Origin of the sequence: Streptomyces sp. NPDC051907 (genome assembly GCF_040681075.1) — a bacterium.
Classification (GTDB): Bacteria; Actinomycetota; Actinomycetes; order Streptomycetales; family Streptomycetaceae; genus Streptomyces.
The window spans coordinates 1-15,523 of the sequence record NZ_JBFAYB010000139.1 but is presented as its reverse complement, the minus strand read 5'-3'; the positions used below and the strand labels follow the sequence as shown (position 1 = coordinate 15,523).

General features: G+C 72.2%; 15 protein-coding genes. 7 read left to right on the top strand and 8 right to left on the bottom strand.

Features of this window, described 5'->3' with window-relative positions; genetic code table 11:
* A partial coding sequence (locus tag AB0M39_RS38590; protein ID WP_365372829.1) for an asparagine synthase-related protein occupies positions 1 to 1,326 on the bottom strand: 1,326 nt, incomplete at its 3' end.
* A 138-nt stretch (positions 1,327 to 1,464) separates the two neighbouring features.
* Positions 1,465 to 2,997, bottom strand: a complete 1,533-nt coding sequence (locus AB0M39_RS38585) for an SDR family oxidoreductase (RefSeq protein ID WP_365372827.1) — start codon at positions 2,995 to 2,997, stop codon at positions 1,465 to 1,467.
* A gap of 347 nt (positions 2,998 to 3,344) precedes the next feature.
* Between AB0M39_RS38585 and AB0M39_RS38580 the strand changes: the two genes are divergently transcribed.
* The gene (locus AB0M39_RS38580; protein WP_365372825.1) at positions 3,345 to 3,860 is read left to right on the top strand and encodes a hypothetical protein; all 516 of its coding nucleotides are present in this window, start codon (positions 3,345 to 3,347) and stop codon (positions 3,858 to 3,860) included.
* Between the two features lie 67 nt (positions 3,861 to 3,927).
* Here AB0M39_RS38580 and AB0M39_RS38575 read toward each other — a convergent pair whose 3' ends face one another.
* Positions 3,928 to 4,524 carry a VanZ family protein gene (locus tag AB0M39_RS38575; protein WP_365372822.1) on the bottom strand — a complete coding sequence of 199 codons (597 nt, stop codon included), beginning with the start codon at positions 4,522 to 4,524 and terminating at the stop codon, positions 3,928 to 3,930.
* Between the two features lie 158 nt (positions 4,525 to 4,682).
* Positions 4,683 to 5,903 carry a SpoIIE family protein phosphatase gene (locus AB0M39_RS38570; protein ID WP_365372819.1) on the bottom strand — a complete coding sequence of 407 codons (1,221 nt, stop codon included), beginning with the start codon at positions 5,901 to 5,903 and terminating at the stop codon, positions 4,683 to 4,685.
* A 455-nt stretch (positions 5,904 to 6,358) separates the two neighbouring features.
* Here AB0M39_RS38570 and AB0M39_RS38565 point away from each other — a divergent pair, with 455 nt between their 5' ends.
* The 4 genes from AB0M39_RS38565 (at position 6,359) to AB0M39_RS38550 (ending at position 8,740) form a co-directional block, all read left to right on the top strand.
* Positions 6,359 to 6,925 carry a hypothetical protein gene (locus AB0M39_RS38565; RefSeq protein WP_365372816.1) on the top strand — a complete coding sequence of 189 codons (567 nt, stop codon included), beginning with the start codon at positions 6,359 to 6,361 and terminating at the stop codon, positions 6,923 to 6,925.
* A gap of 191 nt (positions 6,926 to 7,116) precedes the next feature.
* Positions 7,117 to 7,545 carry a hypothetical protein gene (locus AB0M39_RS38560; RefSeq protein WP_365372814.1) on the top strand — a complete coding sequence of 143 codons (429 nt, stop codon included), beginning with the start codon at positions 7,117 to 7,119 and terminating at the stop codon, positions 7,543 to 7,545.
* Positions 7,539 to 7,772 carry a helix-turn-helix transcriptional regulator gene (locus AB0M39_RS38555; RefSeq protein ID WP_365372812.1) on the top strand — a complete coding sequence of 78 codons (234 nt, stop codon included), beginning with the start codon at positions 7,539 to 7,541 and terminating at the stop codon, positions 7,770 to 7,772. The genes AB0M39_RS38560 and AB0M39_RS38555 overlap by 7 nt, the downstream gene beginning before the upstream one ends.
* Entirely contained in the window at positions 7,769 to 8,740 is a 972-nt protein-coding gene (locus AB0M39_RS38550) for an NAD(P)-dependent alcohol dehydrogenase (protein WP_365372810.1), read from the top strand. The genes AB0M39_RS38555 and AB0M39_RS38550 overlap by 4 nt, the downstream gene beginning before the upstream one ends.
* Positions 8,741 to 8,766: 26 nt before the next feature.
* Here AB0M39_RS38550 and AB0M39_RS38545 read toward each other — a convergent pair whose 3' ends face one another.
* Positions 8,767 to 9,222, bottom strand: coding sequence for an Lrp/AsnC family transcriptional regulator (locus tag AB0M39_RS38545; RefSeq protein ID WP_365372808.1), 456 nt, complete (start codon positions 9,220 to 9,222; stop codon positions 8,767 to 8,769).
* Between the two features lie 185 nt (positions 9,223 to 9,407).
* Between AB0M39_RS38545 and AB0M39_RS38540 the strand changes: the two genes are divergently transcribed.
* On the top strand, positions 9,408 to 10,409 hold the full coding sequence (locus AB0M39_RS38540; protein WP_365372805.1) for an asparaginase: 1,002 nt from the start codon (positions 9,408 to 9,410) through the stop codon (positions 10,407 to 10,409).
* A gap of 100 nt (positions 10,410 to 10,509) precedes the next feature.
* The gene (aspA, locus tag AB0M39_RS38535; protein ID WP_365372802.1) at positions 10,510 to 11,976 is read left to right on the top strand and encodes an aspartate ammonia-lyase; all 1,467 of its coding nucleotides are present in this window, start codon (positions 10,510 to 10,512) and stop codon (positions 11,974 to 11,976) included.
* Between the two features lie 46 nt (positions 11,977 to 12,022).
* Here the strand turns inward: aspA and AB0M39_RS38530 are convergent, their stop codons facing one another.
* The 3 genes from AB0M39_RS38530 to AB0M39_RS38520 form a co-directional block, all read right to left on the bottom strand.
* The gene (locus AB0M39_RS38530) at positions 12,023 to 12,844 is read right to left on the bottom strand and encodes a carbohydrate ABC transporter permease (RefSeq protein ID WP_365372800.1); all 822 of its coding nucleotides are present in this window, start codon (positions 12,842 to 12,844) and stop codon (positions 12,023 to 12,025) included.
* Positions 12,841 to 13,677: a sugar ABC transporter permease gene (locus AB0M39_RS38525; protein ID WP_365372831.1), complete on the bottom strand. Its 837-nt coding sequence runs from the start codon at positions 13,675 to 13,677 to the stop codon at positions 12,841 to 12,843. The genes AB0M39_RS38530 and AB0M39_RS38525 overlap by 4 nt, the downstream gene beginning before the upstream one ends.
* A 188-nt stretch (positions 13,678 to 13,865) precedes the next feature.
* Complete coding sequence (locus tag AB0M39_RS38520; protein WP_365372797.1) at positions 13,866 to 15,233, bottom strand: extracellular solute-binding protein; 1,368 nt, start codon at positions 15,231 to 15,233, stop codon at positions 13,866 to 13,868.
* Positions 15,234 to 15,523 lie beyond the last annotated feature (290 nt).

Here is a 15,523-nt window from a genome sequence, read left to right as displayed (position 1 = left end):
CGCCCAGGCCGGGCGCGGCGCGATGGGCAGCCGGGCGCATACCGAGTGGCTGCCGCTCAGGTGGGCCATGCGCCGCAGGCCGCGCGCGGGCAGCAGGACGTCCAGCTCGAAGCGGGTGAGCGCCGCACGGCGCGCCCCGCCGGCCGCCTCCTCGCCGAGCTGGGCCGCCAGGGTCTGCGCCGTGTCGCCCCGGTCGGCGAGGTACGCGCGGTAGTCGGAGCTGTACAGGCGTGTGCGGGTCTTGCCGGGCACCGCGGCGAGCCCGTCGACGTACCGAGCGAGCCACGCCCCGGCGCCCGAGGCGGTGGGCGGGTCGGCGCGGACCGCTGTCTCGACCCGTGCCCGGCCGTCGATGATCTCGTCGACCGGGTCGGTGGCCAGCGCGGCGCGGAAGCCGGCGCGATGCGCGGACTCGTACAGGACGTAGGCCGTGAGGGCGGCCGGGTCGGCGTCGGGCTGCCCGAGACGCCAGACGAGATCGGGCAGCAGGTGCGGCAGGCGGGCGGCGTCGATCTCGGCCCGCTGACCGCTGCCCTGGCCCGCCCCCTGCTCGGCCGCCAGGCCGACGGAGGGCAGCTCCTGCCGTGCCGGGCCGCGCAGATCCGTCACCAGGTCCGCGCCCGGGCCCCCGGCGCCGAGCAGACAGGTGGGCTCGGCGCTCGCCGCGGGACCGGGCGCGGGCGCCGTCCGGCCGGAGGCGGACGCCCGGCGGGTCACGCGCAGACCGCGCCCGCGCCGGCACACGGCGGTGGCGCCGGGCGGCAGCACCCGTACCCCGTCGATGAGCGTCCGGTCGTGGAGCGGCGCCCCGGCGGCGAGATACGCGTCGAGGCCCGGCTCCCACAGGGACGGACGGCCCGGGAGCAGGGTGAGCAGGGCCGGGATCTCCGAGGCGAAGCACAACTGCTCGCGGGAGGCGTCCCAGTGGTAGTAGAGCGGGGTCGTCCCCGCGTCGTCGGTGGCCAGCACGAGCACCGGGGCGCCGCGGGCGTCCACGACGGCCGCGGCGTACGCCCCCTGGACGTGCTCGGGGAACTCCGCTCCGTCCAGCTCGAAGGCGGACCGCAGCACCGCCGCCTCGTCCCGGTCGGCGACGGCGTGGCCGCGCACCTCCAGGCGGGTGAACAGGGCGAGCCGGTTGTCGATATCGCCTTCGAAGGCGGCGGTGATCCCCCCGCCGGTCGCCGCGCGCCCCGCCGCCAGCGCCCACCCCGGCCCCCTGCGCACACAGCCGCCGCCCAACGGCGCGTCGCACATCTGCGCGGCGGCGACACGCACGCGGTGCGGGGATACGTCGGCGCCGAAGTGGCCCAGGATTCCGCACATTCCGATCACGACCTTCGCTGCGGGGAACGACCAGGCCCCCACAGTCGGCCGCCCGCCGTCCCGTCCGCACGGGCCCCTGACCCGGTCTCCGTCCCTGGCCCGTTCCCGGGACCCCGGCGCGGCGGTCCCGGGAACGGGTCAGCTCGGCCGCGCGGCCCGGGCTGCCTGGGCGTCGGCGTGCAGCGCCGCCCGGGCGATGTTGCGCGCCATGCCGCCGAACACGACGGCGTGGAACGGCGACACGCTCCACCAGTACAGATGCCCGAGCAGGCCGCGGGGGTGGAACACCGCCCGCTGCCGGTAGCGGGCGCGGGAACCGGCAGGGACGGAGACCGGGTCGGCGTGCATCTCCAGCCAGGCGAGCCCCGGCAGGCGCATCTCGGCGCGCAGCCGCAGCAGCCGGCCCGGCTCGATCTCCTCCACCCGCCAGAAGTCCAGCGAGTCGCCCACCCGCAGTCGTGCCGCGTCCCGGCGGCCGCGGCGGAGCCCGACGCCGCCGACCAGCCGGTCGAGCCAGCCCCGTACCGCCCAGGCGAGCGGGAAGGAGTACCAGCCGTTGTCGCCGCCGATGCCCTCGATGACCTGCCACAGGGCCTGCGGGGACGCCTCGACGTCGAGGGCGCGCCGGTCGACGTACAGGCTGCCGCCGGCCCAGTCGGGGTCCGTGGGCAGCGGGTCGCTCGGGGCGCCGGGCAGGGCGGCCGAGGACCAGCGGGTGGCGACCTGGGCCTCGCGTACCCGCTGGAGGGCCAGCGCGAGGGCCCGGTCGAGACCGATCGGCCCGCCGGGCGGGTCGGGAACGTACTGGGCGATGTCGTGCTCGCGGCAGACGACCTCGTGGCGCAGCGACTCGGCCAGCGGCCTGGCGAGGGAGGGCGGCACGGGGGTGACGAGGCCGATCCAGAGGCTGGACAGCCGGGGGGTGAGCATCGGCACCCGCAGGATCAGCCGGTGGGGCAGCCGCGCCGTCACGGCGTACCGCCGCATCATCTGCTCGTAGGTGACGACGTCGGGCCCGCCGACGTCGAACGCGCGGTTCACCTCGTCGGGCATCCGGGCGCTGCCCACGAGGTAGCGCAGCACGTCGCGGACCGCGATGGGCTGGATGCGGGTGCCGACCCAGCTGGGGGTGACCATGACCGGCAGCCGCTCGGTGAGGTAGCGGAGCATCTCGAAGGACGCCGAGCCGGAGCCGACGACGACCGCGGCCCGCAGCACGGTCGCCGGGACCGCGGAGCGCAGGAAGATCTCGCCGACCTCGGCGCGGGAGCGCAGATGCGCCGACAGCTCGCGCTCCGGCACGTCGGCCGGGGTCAGCCCGCCCAGATAGACGATGCGCCGCACGCCGGCGGCGCGGGCGCGGTCCGCGAAGTCCCGGGCGGCCTTTCGGTCGGTCTGCTCGAAGTCCTCGCCGGTGCGCAGAGCGTGTACGAGGTAGTACGCGACGTCGATGCCGCGCAGCGCCTCGCCGAGGCTCTCCGGGTCGGTCACGTCGCCGCGCACCGCCTCGACGCGTCCCGCCCAGGGGAAGTCGCGCAGCTTCTCCGGGGACCGGACCATGCACCGGACCCGGTGGCCGGCCTCCAGCAGCTCCGGCGCGAGCCGCCCGCCGATGTATCCGCTCGCGCCCGTCACCAGGCACGACAGGGCCGGGGTCTCCTCGCCGCTCATGGAATTCTCCGATCCGCTGGGGCGCATTGATCCACCCTCTCCCCTGTCGGCGGATTCCGCTCGCAGGAGGGCGGCGAGCGGGGCTCAGGAGGCCTGCTGTGCGGCGGCCCGGGAGCCTGCGACGGGGGCCCGCCGCACAGACGCCGCTCTTACAGTCGCCGCCGTAGCCTTGCCGAAGACGGCTGAAGAGCCTTTACTCACCCTGGGGCAACGGAGCCCTTGGGCACGTCCCGGGGCAAAGAAAGAGGGGCGTCCTGGGGCGCCCCGCGCGAAACGATCGAAAGGCACGGCTCATGCCACTCCTCTCGTCGCAACGGGTCACGGCCCGCCGCGCCCGTTTGCAGGACGTGAACGCGATCGTCCGGCTGCTGAGCGGCGGACGCCGTCAGTTCGCCGTGGAATCGCAGTCTGAACTACGGCTGACGCTGGCTCATTTCGGTCTGGAGACGGGCCGGGTATGGGTGGCCGAGTCGGAGGCGGACGTTCTGGAGGCGGCTGCCGTCTGGCTGCCGCCGGGGGCCTGCATCGACGAGGGCGAGTACATGGCTCTGCTGCGGCTGCACGAGCTGCGCACGCCCGCCGGGATGCTCTCCGCGTACCACGCCAGCCGGTTCCAGCACGAGAACGAGCACTGGACGCTGGCCGCCGTCGGGACCACCGCCAGCGGCGGCGACGAGGCAGCCGGGGCGGTGCTCGCGCCCGTCCTGCAGCTGGCCGACGCGGCGGGGCAGCCCGCCTTCGCGGGCGAGCCGGCCTCCCTCCAGGCGGAGCTGCTGAGCCAGTGGGGCTTCGTGCCGTACGGCTCGGGGCAGGACAGCGGACTGCGCCGAGCCCCGGTCCCGCCGGGCGCCGCCGCGGCCTGACTGGCACACGGCCTCTGGCCGGAGCCGCCGCTCACAGAGCGGACGCTCCGGCCGGCCGACGGGCCGGTCACCGGCTCGGCTCGCTCCGCGTCCAGCGGTGCCACCAGTGACTGCGCCTGGGGTGCACGGCGCGGCCGAGGCGGCGGCCGAGCACGAGGTACCCCAGCAGCGCGCCGGTCGTGTTCAGGATGACGTCGTCGACGTCGAAGGCACGGCCGGTGATGAGGGACCCCTGGACCAGCTCGACCAGCGTCATCACCACGGCCGTCGCCACCGCCACCCGCAGCAGCCCTCGGGTCTGCGGCACGAGCACCGGCAGGAGGACCCCGAAGGGCACTCCCATGACCAGGTTTCCGCCCAGCTGCTTGACCGTGTCGAGGAACGCGGGCTGCTCCAGGTAGGCGCGGATCGAGTCGCCCGGGCGAAGGTTGCTGTGGGTGAGCGCCTCGGACGCCGCGGAGGGCTCCAGGGTCAGCCGTGCGAGGACCACGCTGAAGGCCACCGTCGCCGCGAACGCCGCCGCCATGGCCAGCACCCGCAGGAAAGGCGTCAGGGGCGCGGCTGGCCGTGGCGTGTCGCTCTCGTCCGGCGCGTGCGCGGTCGCCGGCTTCGCCCGCGTCGACCAGGTACTCGCCCACTTCGCTCTCGTCGGCTTCGTCTTCATCTTCGCCTTCGTCTTCGTCGGCTTCGCTCGCGTCGGCTTGGCTCCTGCTGACTTCGCTCCCGTGCCGTTGAATCCGGCCCGCATCGATTTCGCCCCCACTCGGCTGGTCGGGTGTCCTGCTGCGGTTACCCCCGGTCAACGGCCGCATGCCGCAGGGGTCAGAGGCGGACGATGACGAGCGCGATGTCGTCGCGGGCGCCGCCGCTCACATCGAGGCGCGCGAGCACCGCGTCGGCGAGGCGCTGCGTGCCGAGGCGCCGGTGGCGGGAGAGCGCGTCGGCGAGCCGGTTCATGCCCGCGTCGATGTCTTCCTCGCGGCGCTCGATGAGCCCGTCGGTGTAGAGCACGAGGGTGTCGCCGGGGACGTAGGCGCAGCTGGCCTGCGGACGGGAGACGTGATCCGGCCGCGCCCCGAGCGGCGGGTCGGTGGCCTGGTCCAGGAGGTCGCGCGTGCCGTCGTTGTGCAGCAGGATCGGCGGCAGATGTCCGGCGCTGCTGTAGGTGATCAGACGCCGGCCCGAATCGATCAGCACCTGTACGGCGGTGGCGGCCACCGCTCCGTCGACGGAGCGGGCGTACAGCCCCAGCACCTCCAGCGCCTTGGCCGGGCCCTCGACGGCGCGCGCGGCGGCGCTCAGCGCGCTGCGCAGCATGCCCATGACGGTCGCGGCGGGCAGCCCGTGGCCCACGACGTCGCCGACGGAGACGGCGAAGCAGCCGTCGGGGAGGTCGACCACGTCGTACCAGTCTCCGCACACGTTCAGCGATCCGATCGCGGGCAGGTAGCGCACCGCGATGTCCTGGTGGTTGCCGAGGTCCGGTGCGTGCAGCATGGCCTCTTGGAGGGTGAGCGCGATGTGGCGCTCACGGGCGTGCGCCTGACGGAGCTCGTCGTTGAGCCGTTGCAGCTCGCGGGCGCGGGCGTAGAGCTCGGCCTCCATCCCCTCCTCGCGCGCCGACCGCCCGCCGCCTCGGCGGTCGCGGATGAAGGCGGTCACGTCCTCGACCCGGTGGATGATCCACACGACCTCGCCGTTCGCATCCAGGACGGGGGTGTTGATCGTGGACCACCAGCGCTCCTCGAACAGCGCGGACGTGCCCGGGAGCGGGATGTCGTACCGCTGCAGGGCCAGCGAGTCGGGCTCGCCGGTGGTCAGGACGCGCCAGAACGACGACTCGAGGGTGGACGCCCCGTCCGCGTCCGGGTTCGCCGGGTTGCCCGGGAAGGCGTCGAAGACGTACTGGCCGACCAGGTCGTCCTGCGTCCGCAGCGTGGCCTGGAGGTACGCGCGGTTCACGTCGACGATGACGAAGTCCCGGTCGAGGACGAGGTAGGGGCTGGGGGTAGCGGAGAACAGCGCTGCGTAGTCGAGATTCATGGCCTCACACGCCCGCCGTTCCTCCGTTCCAGCCCTGCTCACAGATCAATCTACGAGCCTCCCGGCACTCCCGCACGGCACGGGCGGCCGGGTGGCGCGCGGGGGCCGGGCGCCTCAGGGAGTGGTCGCGCAGGGTCGCCGGGGCACGCGGGTCCGGGCCCCTCAGCGCTGCACGGGAGCCCCGGCGCGGCGCGTCCGAGGTTGCCGGAGCGAACGCTCGTAGCCACTCCTCGACCAAGGCGGGAGAAGCCGCTCCAATGGGACACTTGGTGTGGTAGGCACGGCCGCCTGACGTACGGAAGGCACGCCGGGCTCCTTCCGTGAGCGACCGACAGCATTGCATTCGCGACAACTTCCGCTCGCGGCTGACCGAAAGCCGACGTCCGCGCAACTTCGCAGGCTCCCAGGCGTCTTCATCCATGCATCTGTACGCAACCTTGATCTTGGAGTGAGTCATGCGACGGCTATGGACAGCGGCAGCGGCGCTCGCGCTGGCGGGCGCCGGACTGGCGGGCACGGCGGGCGTCGCCGGCGCCGCGACCGGCGGGGCCACCTCGGCGGCGGCCTGCTCGACCGCCTGGGGCAGCGGCCTGAAGTCCGCCACGGACTCGACGGCGAAGCCGCTGCAGAACATCAAGACCAGCCAGAGCACGTGCTACGACCGGATGGTCTTCGACATCAGCGGCGCGACGGGCAAGGTCGGCTACCACGTCGGCTACGTCGACAAGTTCCACCAGGACGGCTCCGGCGACCTGATACCGGTCAGCGGCGGCGCCATCCTCCAGGTCTTCGTCAACGCGCCGAGCTACGACCCGGCCACCGGCAAGCCCGTCTACAAGGGGAAGGGCGGGCAGGCGCTGCCGGGCGTGAACCTCACCGGATACAAGACGTTCAAGGACGCCAAGTTCGGCGCGAGCTTCGAGGGGCAGACCCAGGTCGGCCTCGGCGTCCGGGCGAAGCTGCCGTTCCGGGTGCAGCAGTCCGGCGACCAGCTGATCGTGGACGTCGCGCACACCTGGTAGCCCACGCGAGCCAAGCGAACCACCGACTGCCGGGTCGCACCTCATGGTGCGGCCCGGCAGTTCTGCGTCCCGCCCCGGAAGCGAGCCCGCACCCGAGGCGCCACATCCGGAGCCGAGTAAAGAATGTTTGACACCGTGTCGGCGCTGCTTTACATTCACGGATGTCAACAATCTTTTACATAGGAGTCGGCGTGGCCATCGAAGAGAAACGCGCGTGGATCATGGCGGTGGTCACGGTCTGCGCGTACGCGGCCTACCTCGCCGTCATCCTCGGGCGAGCGGACCACACGCCTCTGGCCGAGGTGTCGTATGTGTCGACGGTCCTGTGGACCATCGCCGCGGCGATCGCGGCGGCCATCGTGCTGCACATCGCCGTGGCGATCGCCTCGCCCGAGGGCGACAACCAGAAGGACCAGCGCGACCGGGAGATCGGCCGGTTCGGCGAGCACATCGGCCAGTCGTTCGTCGTCGTCGGCGGGGTGGCCGCGTTCGGCATGGCGCTGGCCGAGCTGAGCCACTTCTGGATCGCCAACGCGATCTACCTGGCCTTCGCCCTCTCGGCGGTCCTCGGCTCCGTCGCCAAGATCGTCGCCTACCGACGGGGCTTCTTCCCGTGGTGAAGCCGACCCGCGTCACGAACTCGATCCGCGCCCTGCGCTTCGCGCACGGCGAGATGACCCAGGCCGGCCTGGCGGAGCGCATCGGCGTGACCCGGCAGACCGTCATCGCCATCGAGGCCGGGCGCTACTCGCCGTCCCTGGAGATGGCGTTCCAGATCGCCAGAGTGTTCGCAGTGCCGCTCGACGAGGTGTTCCAGTACCCCGACAGTGCAGGAGAGACACCGTGAAGGCCATCGTTCAAGACACGTACGGCTCACTGGACGTCCTGGAGCTCAGGGACATCGCCAAGCCCGCTCCGGGGCCCGACGACGTGCTGGTGAAGGTGCACGCCGCGGGCGTCGACCCGGGGGTCTGGCACCTCACGACGGGCATGCCGTACCTGCTGCGCATCATGGGCTTCGGGCTGCGCGCGCCGAAGGTGCGGGTGCGGGGGCTGGACGTGGCGGGGCGCGTCGAGGCGGTCGGAGCGAACGTGACCCGGTTCAAGCCGGGCGACGAGGTGTTCGGCACCTGCGAGGGGTCCTTCGCCGAGTACGGGTGCGCCCCCGCGCACAAGTTCGCGCCGAAGCCGGCCCGCCTCACCTTCGAGCAGGCGGCGGCGGTCGCCATCTCCGGCTTCACCGCCCTGCAGGGGCTGCGCGACCAGGGGAAGGTGCAGCCGGGGCAGAAGGTGCTGGTCATCGGGGCGGCGGGCGGAGTGGGCACGTACGCGGTGCAGTTGGCCAAGTCGTACGGCGCGCACGTCACCGGTGTGTGCAGCACCGGCAAGACGGACCTGGTGCGCTCGATCGGCGCGGACGAGGTCGTCGACTACTCGGCCGAGGACGTCACGGACGGCGCGCGCCGCTACGACCTCGTCCTGGACATCGCGGGCCACCGCCCGGTGAAGCGGCTGCGGCGGGCTCTCACGCCCCGAGGGACTCTGGTCATCGTCGGAAGCGAGGCGCCCGGCCGCTGGTTCGGCGGCGTCGACCGCCTGCTCGGGGCGCTCGCGTTGGCGCCGTTCGTGCGTCACCGGCTGCGCGGGCTGTTCTCGGCGGAGCGCGCGGAGGACCTCGAGTTCCTGCGGAAGGCCATCGAGGACGGCAGTCTCACTCCGGTCGTCGACCGGACGTTCCCGCTCCCCGAGGTCGCCGAAGCCGTCCGCTATCTGCAGGAGGGGCGCGCACGCGGCAAGGTCGTCATCACCGTGTGAGCCGTCGGCCGGGTCCGCGAGCCGGCTCACGGGGCGACCGGCAGGCCCCGCGGTTCCTTGATCCGCTTCATGATGATCTGGGAGTTCACCTCGGTGACGCCCGGCAGCGAGGTGAGCCGCTCGATCCACAGCCGTTCGTACGCCGCGATGTCGGCTACGGCGATGCGCAGCAGGCAGCCGGGGCTGCCGAACAGGCGGTACGCCTCGATGATGTCCTCGAACTCCTGGAGCTTGGCCTCGAACGCCTCGACCGTCTCCCGGTCCCGCTGCACCTCCACCGACACCAGGACCTCGAAGGTCCGCCCGACCGCCTCCGGGTCGATCACAGCCCGGTAGCCGCGGATCACTCCGTCCAGCTCGAGCTGGCGCACGCGCCGCATGCAGGGCGAGGCAGTCAGCCCCACCCGCTGCGCCAGCTCGTTGTTGGACAGCCGGCCGTCGGCCTGGAGCTCACGCAAGATATTTCTATCGATCTCGTCCATGGCGCAATTCTCTACCACCGTCGAGGCGGGAAGGGGCCGAATTTCGCAACCACATTGCGCGGCGAATTAGCTAAAGTTCCACGGCGAAGGCGCTCGCGGAGAGGTCGCGGACCACATGAGTCCGCTTCTCTCCGGCCAGGCCACCGGCCAGGGCGCACACTGGCGACAAGGAGAGCGAGACGACCGTGGGACGCATCGTCGTGGTCAGCACCGGCGGAACCATAGCCAGCCGCTGGCAGGGGGCGGGGTACGCAGCCGAAGCGCACGGCAGCGACGTGCTGGCCGCCGCGGCCCTCCCCGAAGGCGTCACCACGCAGGTCATCGACCTGTTCACGCTCAACAGCTCCCGCCTGACCACGGCCCACCAGCTCACTCTCCTGCGCACGGTGCACGGGGTCCTCGCCGACCCCGACGTCGACGGAGTCGTCGTCACTCATGGCACGGACACCCTGGAGGAGTCGGCGTTCCTGCTCGACCTCCACCACCACGACCCCAGGCCCGTGGTCTTCACCGGGGCGCAGCAGCCGCTGGACACGCCCGACGGCGACGCGGCCGGCAACCTCCACGACGCCCTCCTGACCGCCGCGACGGTCCGGGACCTCGGTGTCGTCGTCGTCTTCGACCGCTCGGTGTACGCCGCGCGCGGAACGGTCAAGACGCAGACGCTGGCGGCCGACGCCTTCGGCGATCCGTCGGGCCCGCCGGTCGGCGAGGTCGGCTTCGGCCGGGTGCGCGTACGGCGCCGGCCCGAGCGCCCGGCGGCCCTCGGCCTTCCGGAGCTGGACTCGTCGCTTCCGCGCGTGGACATGGTCATGCACCACTGCGACGCCGACGCGCTGATGCTGGAGACCGCCGTCGAGGCCGGCGCGCAGGGCGTGGTGCTCGTCGCCACCGGTGCGGGCAACGCGACGCCCGAGGTCGCCGAGGCGGTGGCCCGCGCCACCTCGCGCGGGGTGCTCGTCGCGCTCACCACCCGGGTCGCCGCCGGGCCGGTGACCCCCCTGTACACCGGCGGCGGCGCCGTCGACCTGATCGCGGCGGGCGCGACGCCGACCGGGACGCTGCGCGCCGGCCAGGCCCGGATCGCGGTGCTGGCCGCCGCGATGGCCTCGCCCGAGGCGGCCGGTCGGGCAGAGGCGCTGCGCCGAATCCTCGGCGCTCCCGCCCTGGCGCCCGCCGGACACTGACCTCCTCGACCTCCTCTCCCCCGCGCACCGCCCCACTCCGTACCGCCCTCCCCCACTCCGTACTGCCCTCTCCCCCTCAGCACCGACGAACGGGAAGCCGATGACCGACGCCGCCACGACGCCAGCCGCGAAGGACAGGGCCGACGCGCCCGGTTCCGCACACCGCGTCGAGCACGATCTGCTGGGAGACCGGGCCGTACCGGCCGACGCCTACTACGGCGTCCACACCCTGCGCGCCACGGAGAACTTCCCGATCACCGGCACCCCGATATCCGCCTATCCGGACCTGGTGACCGCCCTGGCCGCCGTGAAGCAGGCCGCCGCCTCCGCCAACCGGGACCTCGGGCTGCTCGACGCCGACAAGGCGGCCGCCGTCGTCGAGGCCTGCGAGGAGATCCGCTCCGGGCGGCTGCACGACCAGTTCGTCGTCGACGTCGTCCAGGGCGGCGCCGGCACGTCGACCAACATGAACGCCAACGAGGTCATCGCCAACAGGGCCCTGGAGATCCTCGGCCACCCCAGGGGCGACTACGGCCGGCTGCATCCGCTGCAGGACGTGAACGCCGGGCAGAGCACCAACGACGTGTACCCGACGGCCGTGAAGGTCGCTCTGCACCTGTCGGCCCAGCGCCTTCTGGCCGCCATGGACGTGCTGCGCCGGGCGTTCGCCGCCAAGGCCGGGGAGTTCGCCGACGTGGTGAAGATGGGACGCACGCAGCTGCAGGACGCCGTGCCGATGACGCTGGGCCAGGAGTTCGGCGCCTGGGCCGTCATGCTCGAGGAGGACCAGCACCGGCTCGCCGAGGCGTGCGCGCTCGTACGGGAGATCAACCTCGGCGGCACGGCGATCGGCACCGGACTCAACGCCCATCCCGACTACGCCCAGGCGGCCTGCCGCCATCTCGCGGCCATCACCGACATCCCGCTGACCGTGGCCGACGACCTCGTCGAGGCGACGCAGGACGCGGGGGCGTTCGTCCAGCTCTCCGGGGTGCTCAAGCGGATCGCCGTGAAGCTCTCCAAGATCTGCAACGATCTGCGTCTGCTCTCCTCCGGTCCGCGCGCCGGCTTCGGGGAGATCAGCCTGCCCGCCGTGCAGGCCGGCTCCAGCATCATGCCCGGCAAGGTCAACCCGGTGATCCCGGAGGTCGTCAACCAGATCGCCTTCGAGGTGATCGGCAACGATGTGACCGTCACCTTCGCCGCGGAGGCGGGCCAGCTCCAGCTCAACGCCTTCGAGCCGGTCATCGCCCACAGCCTGCTCAAGAGCCTGAAGCACCTCGAGGCGGGCTGTACGACGCTCGCCGACCGGTGCGTCGTCGGCATCACCGCGAACCGCGAGCACCTCGCCCAGCTCGTCGGGAGCTCCATCGGCATCGCGACCGCCCTCAACCCGCACATCGGCTACGAGCAGGCGACGCTGGTGGCTCAGGAGGCCCTGCTCACCGGCAGCAGCGTCTACGACCTGGTGCTGGCAGGCGGGCTGCTCAGCGAGGAGCGCCTGAGGGAGATACTCCACCCCGACAACCTCGCCCGTCCGGGCCGGGGGTCCGACTCGCCCGCGTAGCCGTCAGCCCTTCACCGCACGCGTAGCCGTCCCGCACGCGTAGCCGTCAGCCCTTCACTCCGCCCGAGAGCATGCCCGCCATGAAGTGCCGCTGCAGGAAGGCGTAGAGAACCACCACGGGCAGCGCCACGATGATCGAGGCGGCGGCCATCAGCGAGAACTGGGTGGTGTGCTCGCCCTGGAAGAAGGCGAGGCCGAGGGGCGCGGTCCGCTTGCTCTCGTCGGTGATCATGACGAGCGGCAGGAGGAACTCGTTCCAGGTCCACATGAAGACCAGCATGGTCATCGTCAGCAGCGCCGGGCGGCTGGCCGGCACCAGGATGCGCCACAGCACCTGCCAGCTCGACGCGCCGTCGAGTCTCGCCGCCTCGACGACGCTGCGCGGCACCGAGCGGAAGAAGTTGCGCATCCAGAAGGTGCCGAAGGCCAGCGACTGGGCGGTCTGGGGAAGGATCAGAGCCCAGTAGGTGTCGGTGAGCTGGAGGTCGCGCAGCTCGAAGTACAGCGGGATGACGAACGCCTCGGTGGGAACCATGAGCCCGATCAGGGTGACGTAGAACAGCAGTGAGCGGCCCGGGTAGGAGAAGTACGCGAACGAGTACCCCGCCAGGATCGCGAGGACCCCGGTGAGCACGACGACGCTCACCGCCACGAGCGCGCTCGAGCCGAGATACGAGGCGAAGTCGCCCTGGCGCCAGGCCTGCGAGAAGTTGCCCCAGTGCGGTCTTTCCGGCCAGGTGAAGGAGGCCGAGGTCTCCCCCTGCGCGGACAGCGCGGAGGTCAGTACGCCGGCCAGCGGCAGGAGCGCCAGCACCGCGAAGGCCGTGAGGATCACGTAGGTGACCACGATCTCCCGCCGGTTGATCATCGGTCGGCCTCCTCGGGCTGGAGCCTGGTGATGAGATAGGTGACGGCGAGGATCACCAGCGTGAGCACCACGGCGACGGCGCACGCCGATCCGACCTGCCCGGTGTTGAACGCGCGGTTGTACACGGTGATCGCGGGGACGCTGGTGGCGTTGCCCGGGCCGCCGCGCGTGGTCACGTATACGAGGTCGAACGTGCGCAGCGCGGCGATGACCGTGAGGGTCAGCGCCACGGCGATATGCCCCCGCAGACCGGGCAGGGTGACGGCGAGGAACTCGCGGACCGGTCCCGCGCCGTCGACCCTCGCGGCTTCGTACAGCTCCCGGGGTATCTGGCCGATCCCCGAGAGGAACAGGACGAGGCAGAGGCCGACCTCCAGCCAGGTCCCGATCAGACCCACGGCGGGCAGCGCGGTGCCGAAGTCTCCCAGCCAGGCCCGGTCCTGGACGGGCAGGCCGAGGCCGGCGAGCAGGCTGTTGAGCACGCCGTCGGGGGCGTACACGGCCCGCCACGCCGCGGCCACGACCACCGTCGCGACCACCTGGGGCAGGAAGAGGAGGGTGCGGAAGACGGAGACTCCGCGGAGTCTGGCGGCGCGGGTCATCGCCGCGGCGAGTGCGAGGGCCACCACGATGGGGACCACCGCGTAGAAGAAGATCAGAACGAAGGAGTGGGCGAAGGCGGCTCTCAGCTCCGAGTCGGCCGCGATATCCGCGTAGTTGGACAGCCCCGCCCAGGTGGAGGGGGACAGACCGTCCCAGTGGTAGAGCGAGATCTGTACGAGCCGTCCGAGCGGAATCAGCAGGAAGAGCACGAGGACGATCAGGGCGGGCAGGGCGTAGAGGTAGCCGGTCCACTGGACCGGCCGCCGCGTCGGACCGTACGGCGTGCGCGCCCGGCCGGGCTTCTGCGTCTGCGTCTGCTTCGTCTTCTGCGTCTGCCTCTGCCTCTGCCTCTGCCTCTGCCTCTGCCTCTGTAGGGACGCGGGAGTGAGCGGGTCTGTGCCGGTCACGGCGGGCCCGGCTACCGGCTCTTGCGGAAGGCCGCGGCGTCCGCCTCCAGCGTCCGGCCGAACTTCTCCGGGGGCTGGCGGCCGGCGAGCATCTCCTGCAAGGCGGCGGTCAGCGTGTCGTAGAACGTCGGCGTGGTGTAGTCGAGGTACGGCACGAGCCCGTCCCGCTCGCTCACCTCGCGCCACTCGGCCAGCAGATCGGCGTCGACGGTGCCCGCGGCGGGCCGGTGGGACGAGGGCGGCAGCGCCGGCAGACTGCCCAACTCGGCGACGGTCCGCATGCCCTGCTCGTCGACGAGGAAGTCGATGTACGCGGCGGCCACGTCCGGGTGTGCGGACTTCGAGGTGACTGCCCAGGCCAGGCCCTGCCCGCCCTGGGTGACGGGGCTGGCGTCCGGGGTCGGCGACAGGGCGGTGAAGCCGACCTTGCCGGCCCCCATCTTCTGCGCCAGCCGCGCCGCCTGCCAGGTGCCGTCGACGAGGAAGGCCGACTCGCCCTCCGCGAAGTCGATCGCGGCCTGCTCCGCGCTCAGCCCGTTGAACCCGCGGCTGAGATAGCCCTTCTCGACCCATCCCCGCAGCCGTTCGGCACTGCGCACCAGACCGTCGCCGGTCCACCGCGCATCGCCCTGGCCGAAGACCAGATCGCGCACCTCCTGCTTGCCCGCCTCGACGGCCTGGACGACGCCGAAAAGCTGAATGGCGGAGCTCTTGTTGGAGTTGCCGAAGGCCAGAGGCAGTTCGTCCGCCGCCTTGGCCTTGCCCAGAGCCGCCTCGAACTCGGACAGCGTGGTGGGGGCGGCCACCCCCAGGGCCTTCAGCTTGGCCTTGTTGTAGTAGACGCCGACGATCTCCCCGGTCTGCGAGACCCCGAAGAGCTCGCCGGTCTTCCAGGTGCGGCCGTCGGCGGAGAAGCGGTTGAGGTCCAGAAGTTGCCGCGGATAGGCCTTGTCCCAGCCGTAGACCTGTGCGTACCTGGCGACGGGCCGGAGCAGATCGGCCTTCACGAAGGCGCCCATGTCGGGGTAGCCCTGGTTGGCCTGGATGACGTCGGGCGGGTTGCCGGACGTCAGCGCGAGCTTGATCGTCGCCTTGAGGTCGTTGAACGACCGGGAGACCCGCTTGACCGTGACGTTCGGGTACTTCCGCATGAACGCCTCGTTGAGCCGCTCCGTGGAGGCGTCGATGCCGGGATCGATGTTCTGGTCCCAGACGGTGAGCGTGACCTTGCCCGCCTGGGCCGGGTCCGTGGAGAGGGGACCCGAGTCCTTGGAGTCGGGCGACCTGTCGGCTTCGCCCCCTGGCGCACAGGCGGACAAGAGGCCCAGACACGCGGCCAGAGCGACGGCGAGATGCCCGCATCGCGAGAGATCGCTCATGATTCCTCCGAGGTGGTGGTGCACGCGCCGTCGGGGGGCCACATGGAGTTCTTCGGTGGTGCTACGGCCAGGCCATCAGCGCTGCTGGTGAGCGGTGTTGGGGTGTGCTTCGCACTCTGCTGGCCGCAGCGCCGCGCGGTGAAGGTCAGTTCAGGTCGTCGTTGATCCGTCTTCGCCGGGACGGGACAGACCGGCGGGGGGCCCGCCGGGGGGCCGGGCCCCCCCCCCCGGCAAGGCCCCCCCCCCGCGCCGGGCAGAGAGGAGGTAGGGGGCCGGGGGGGGGCGCCCGC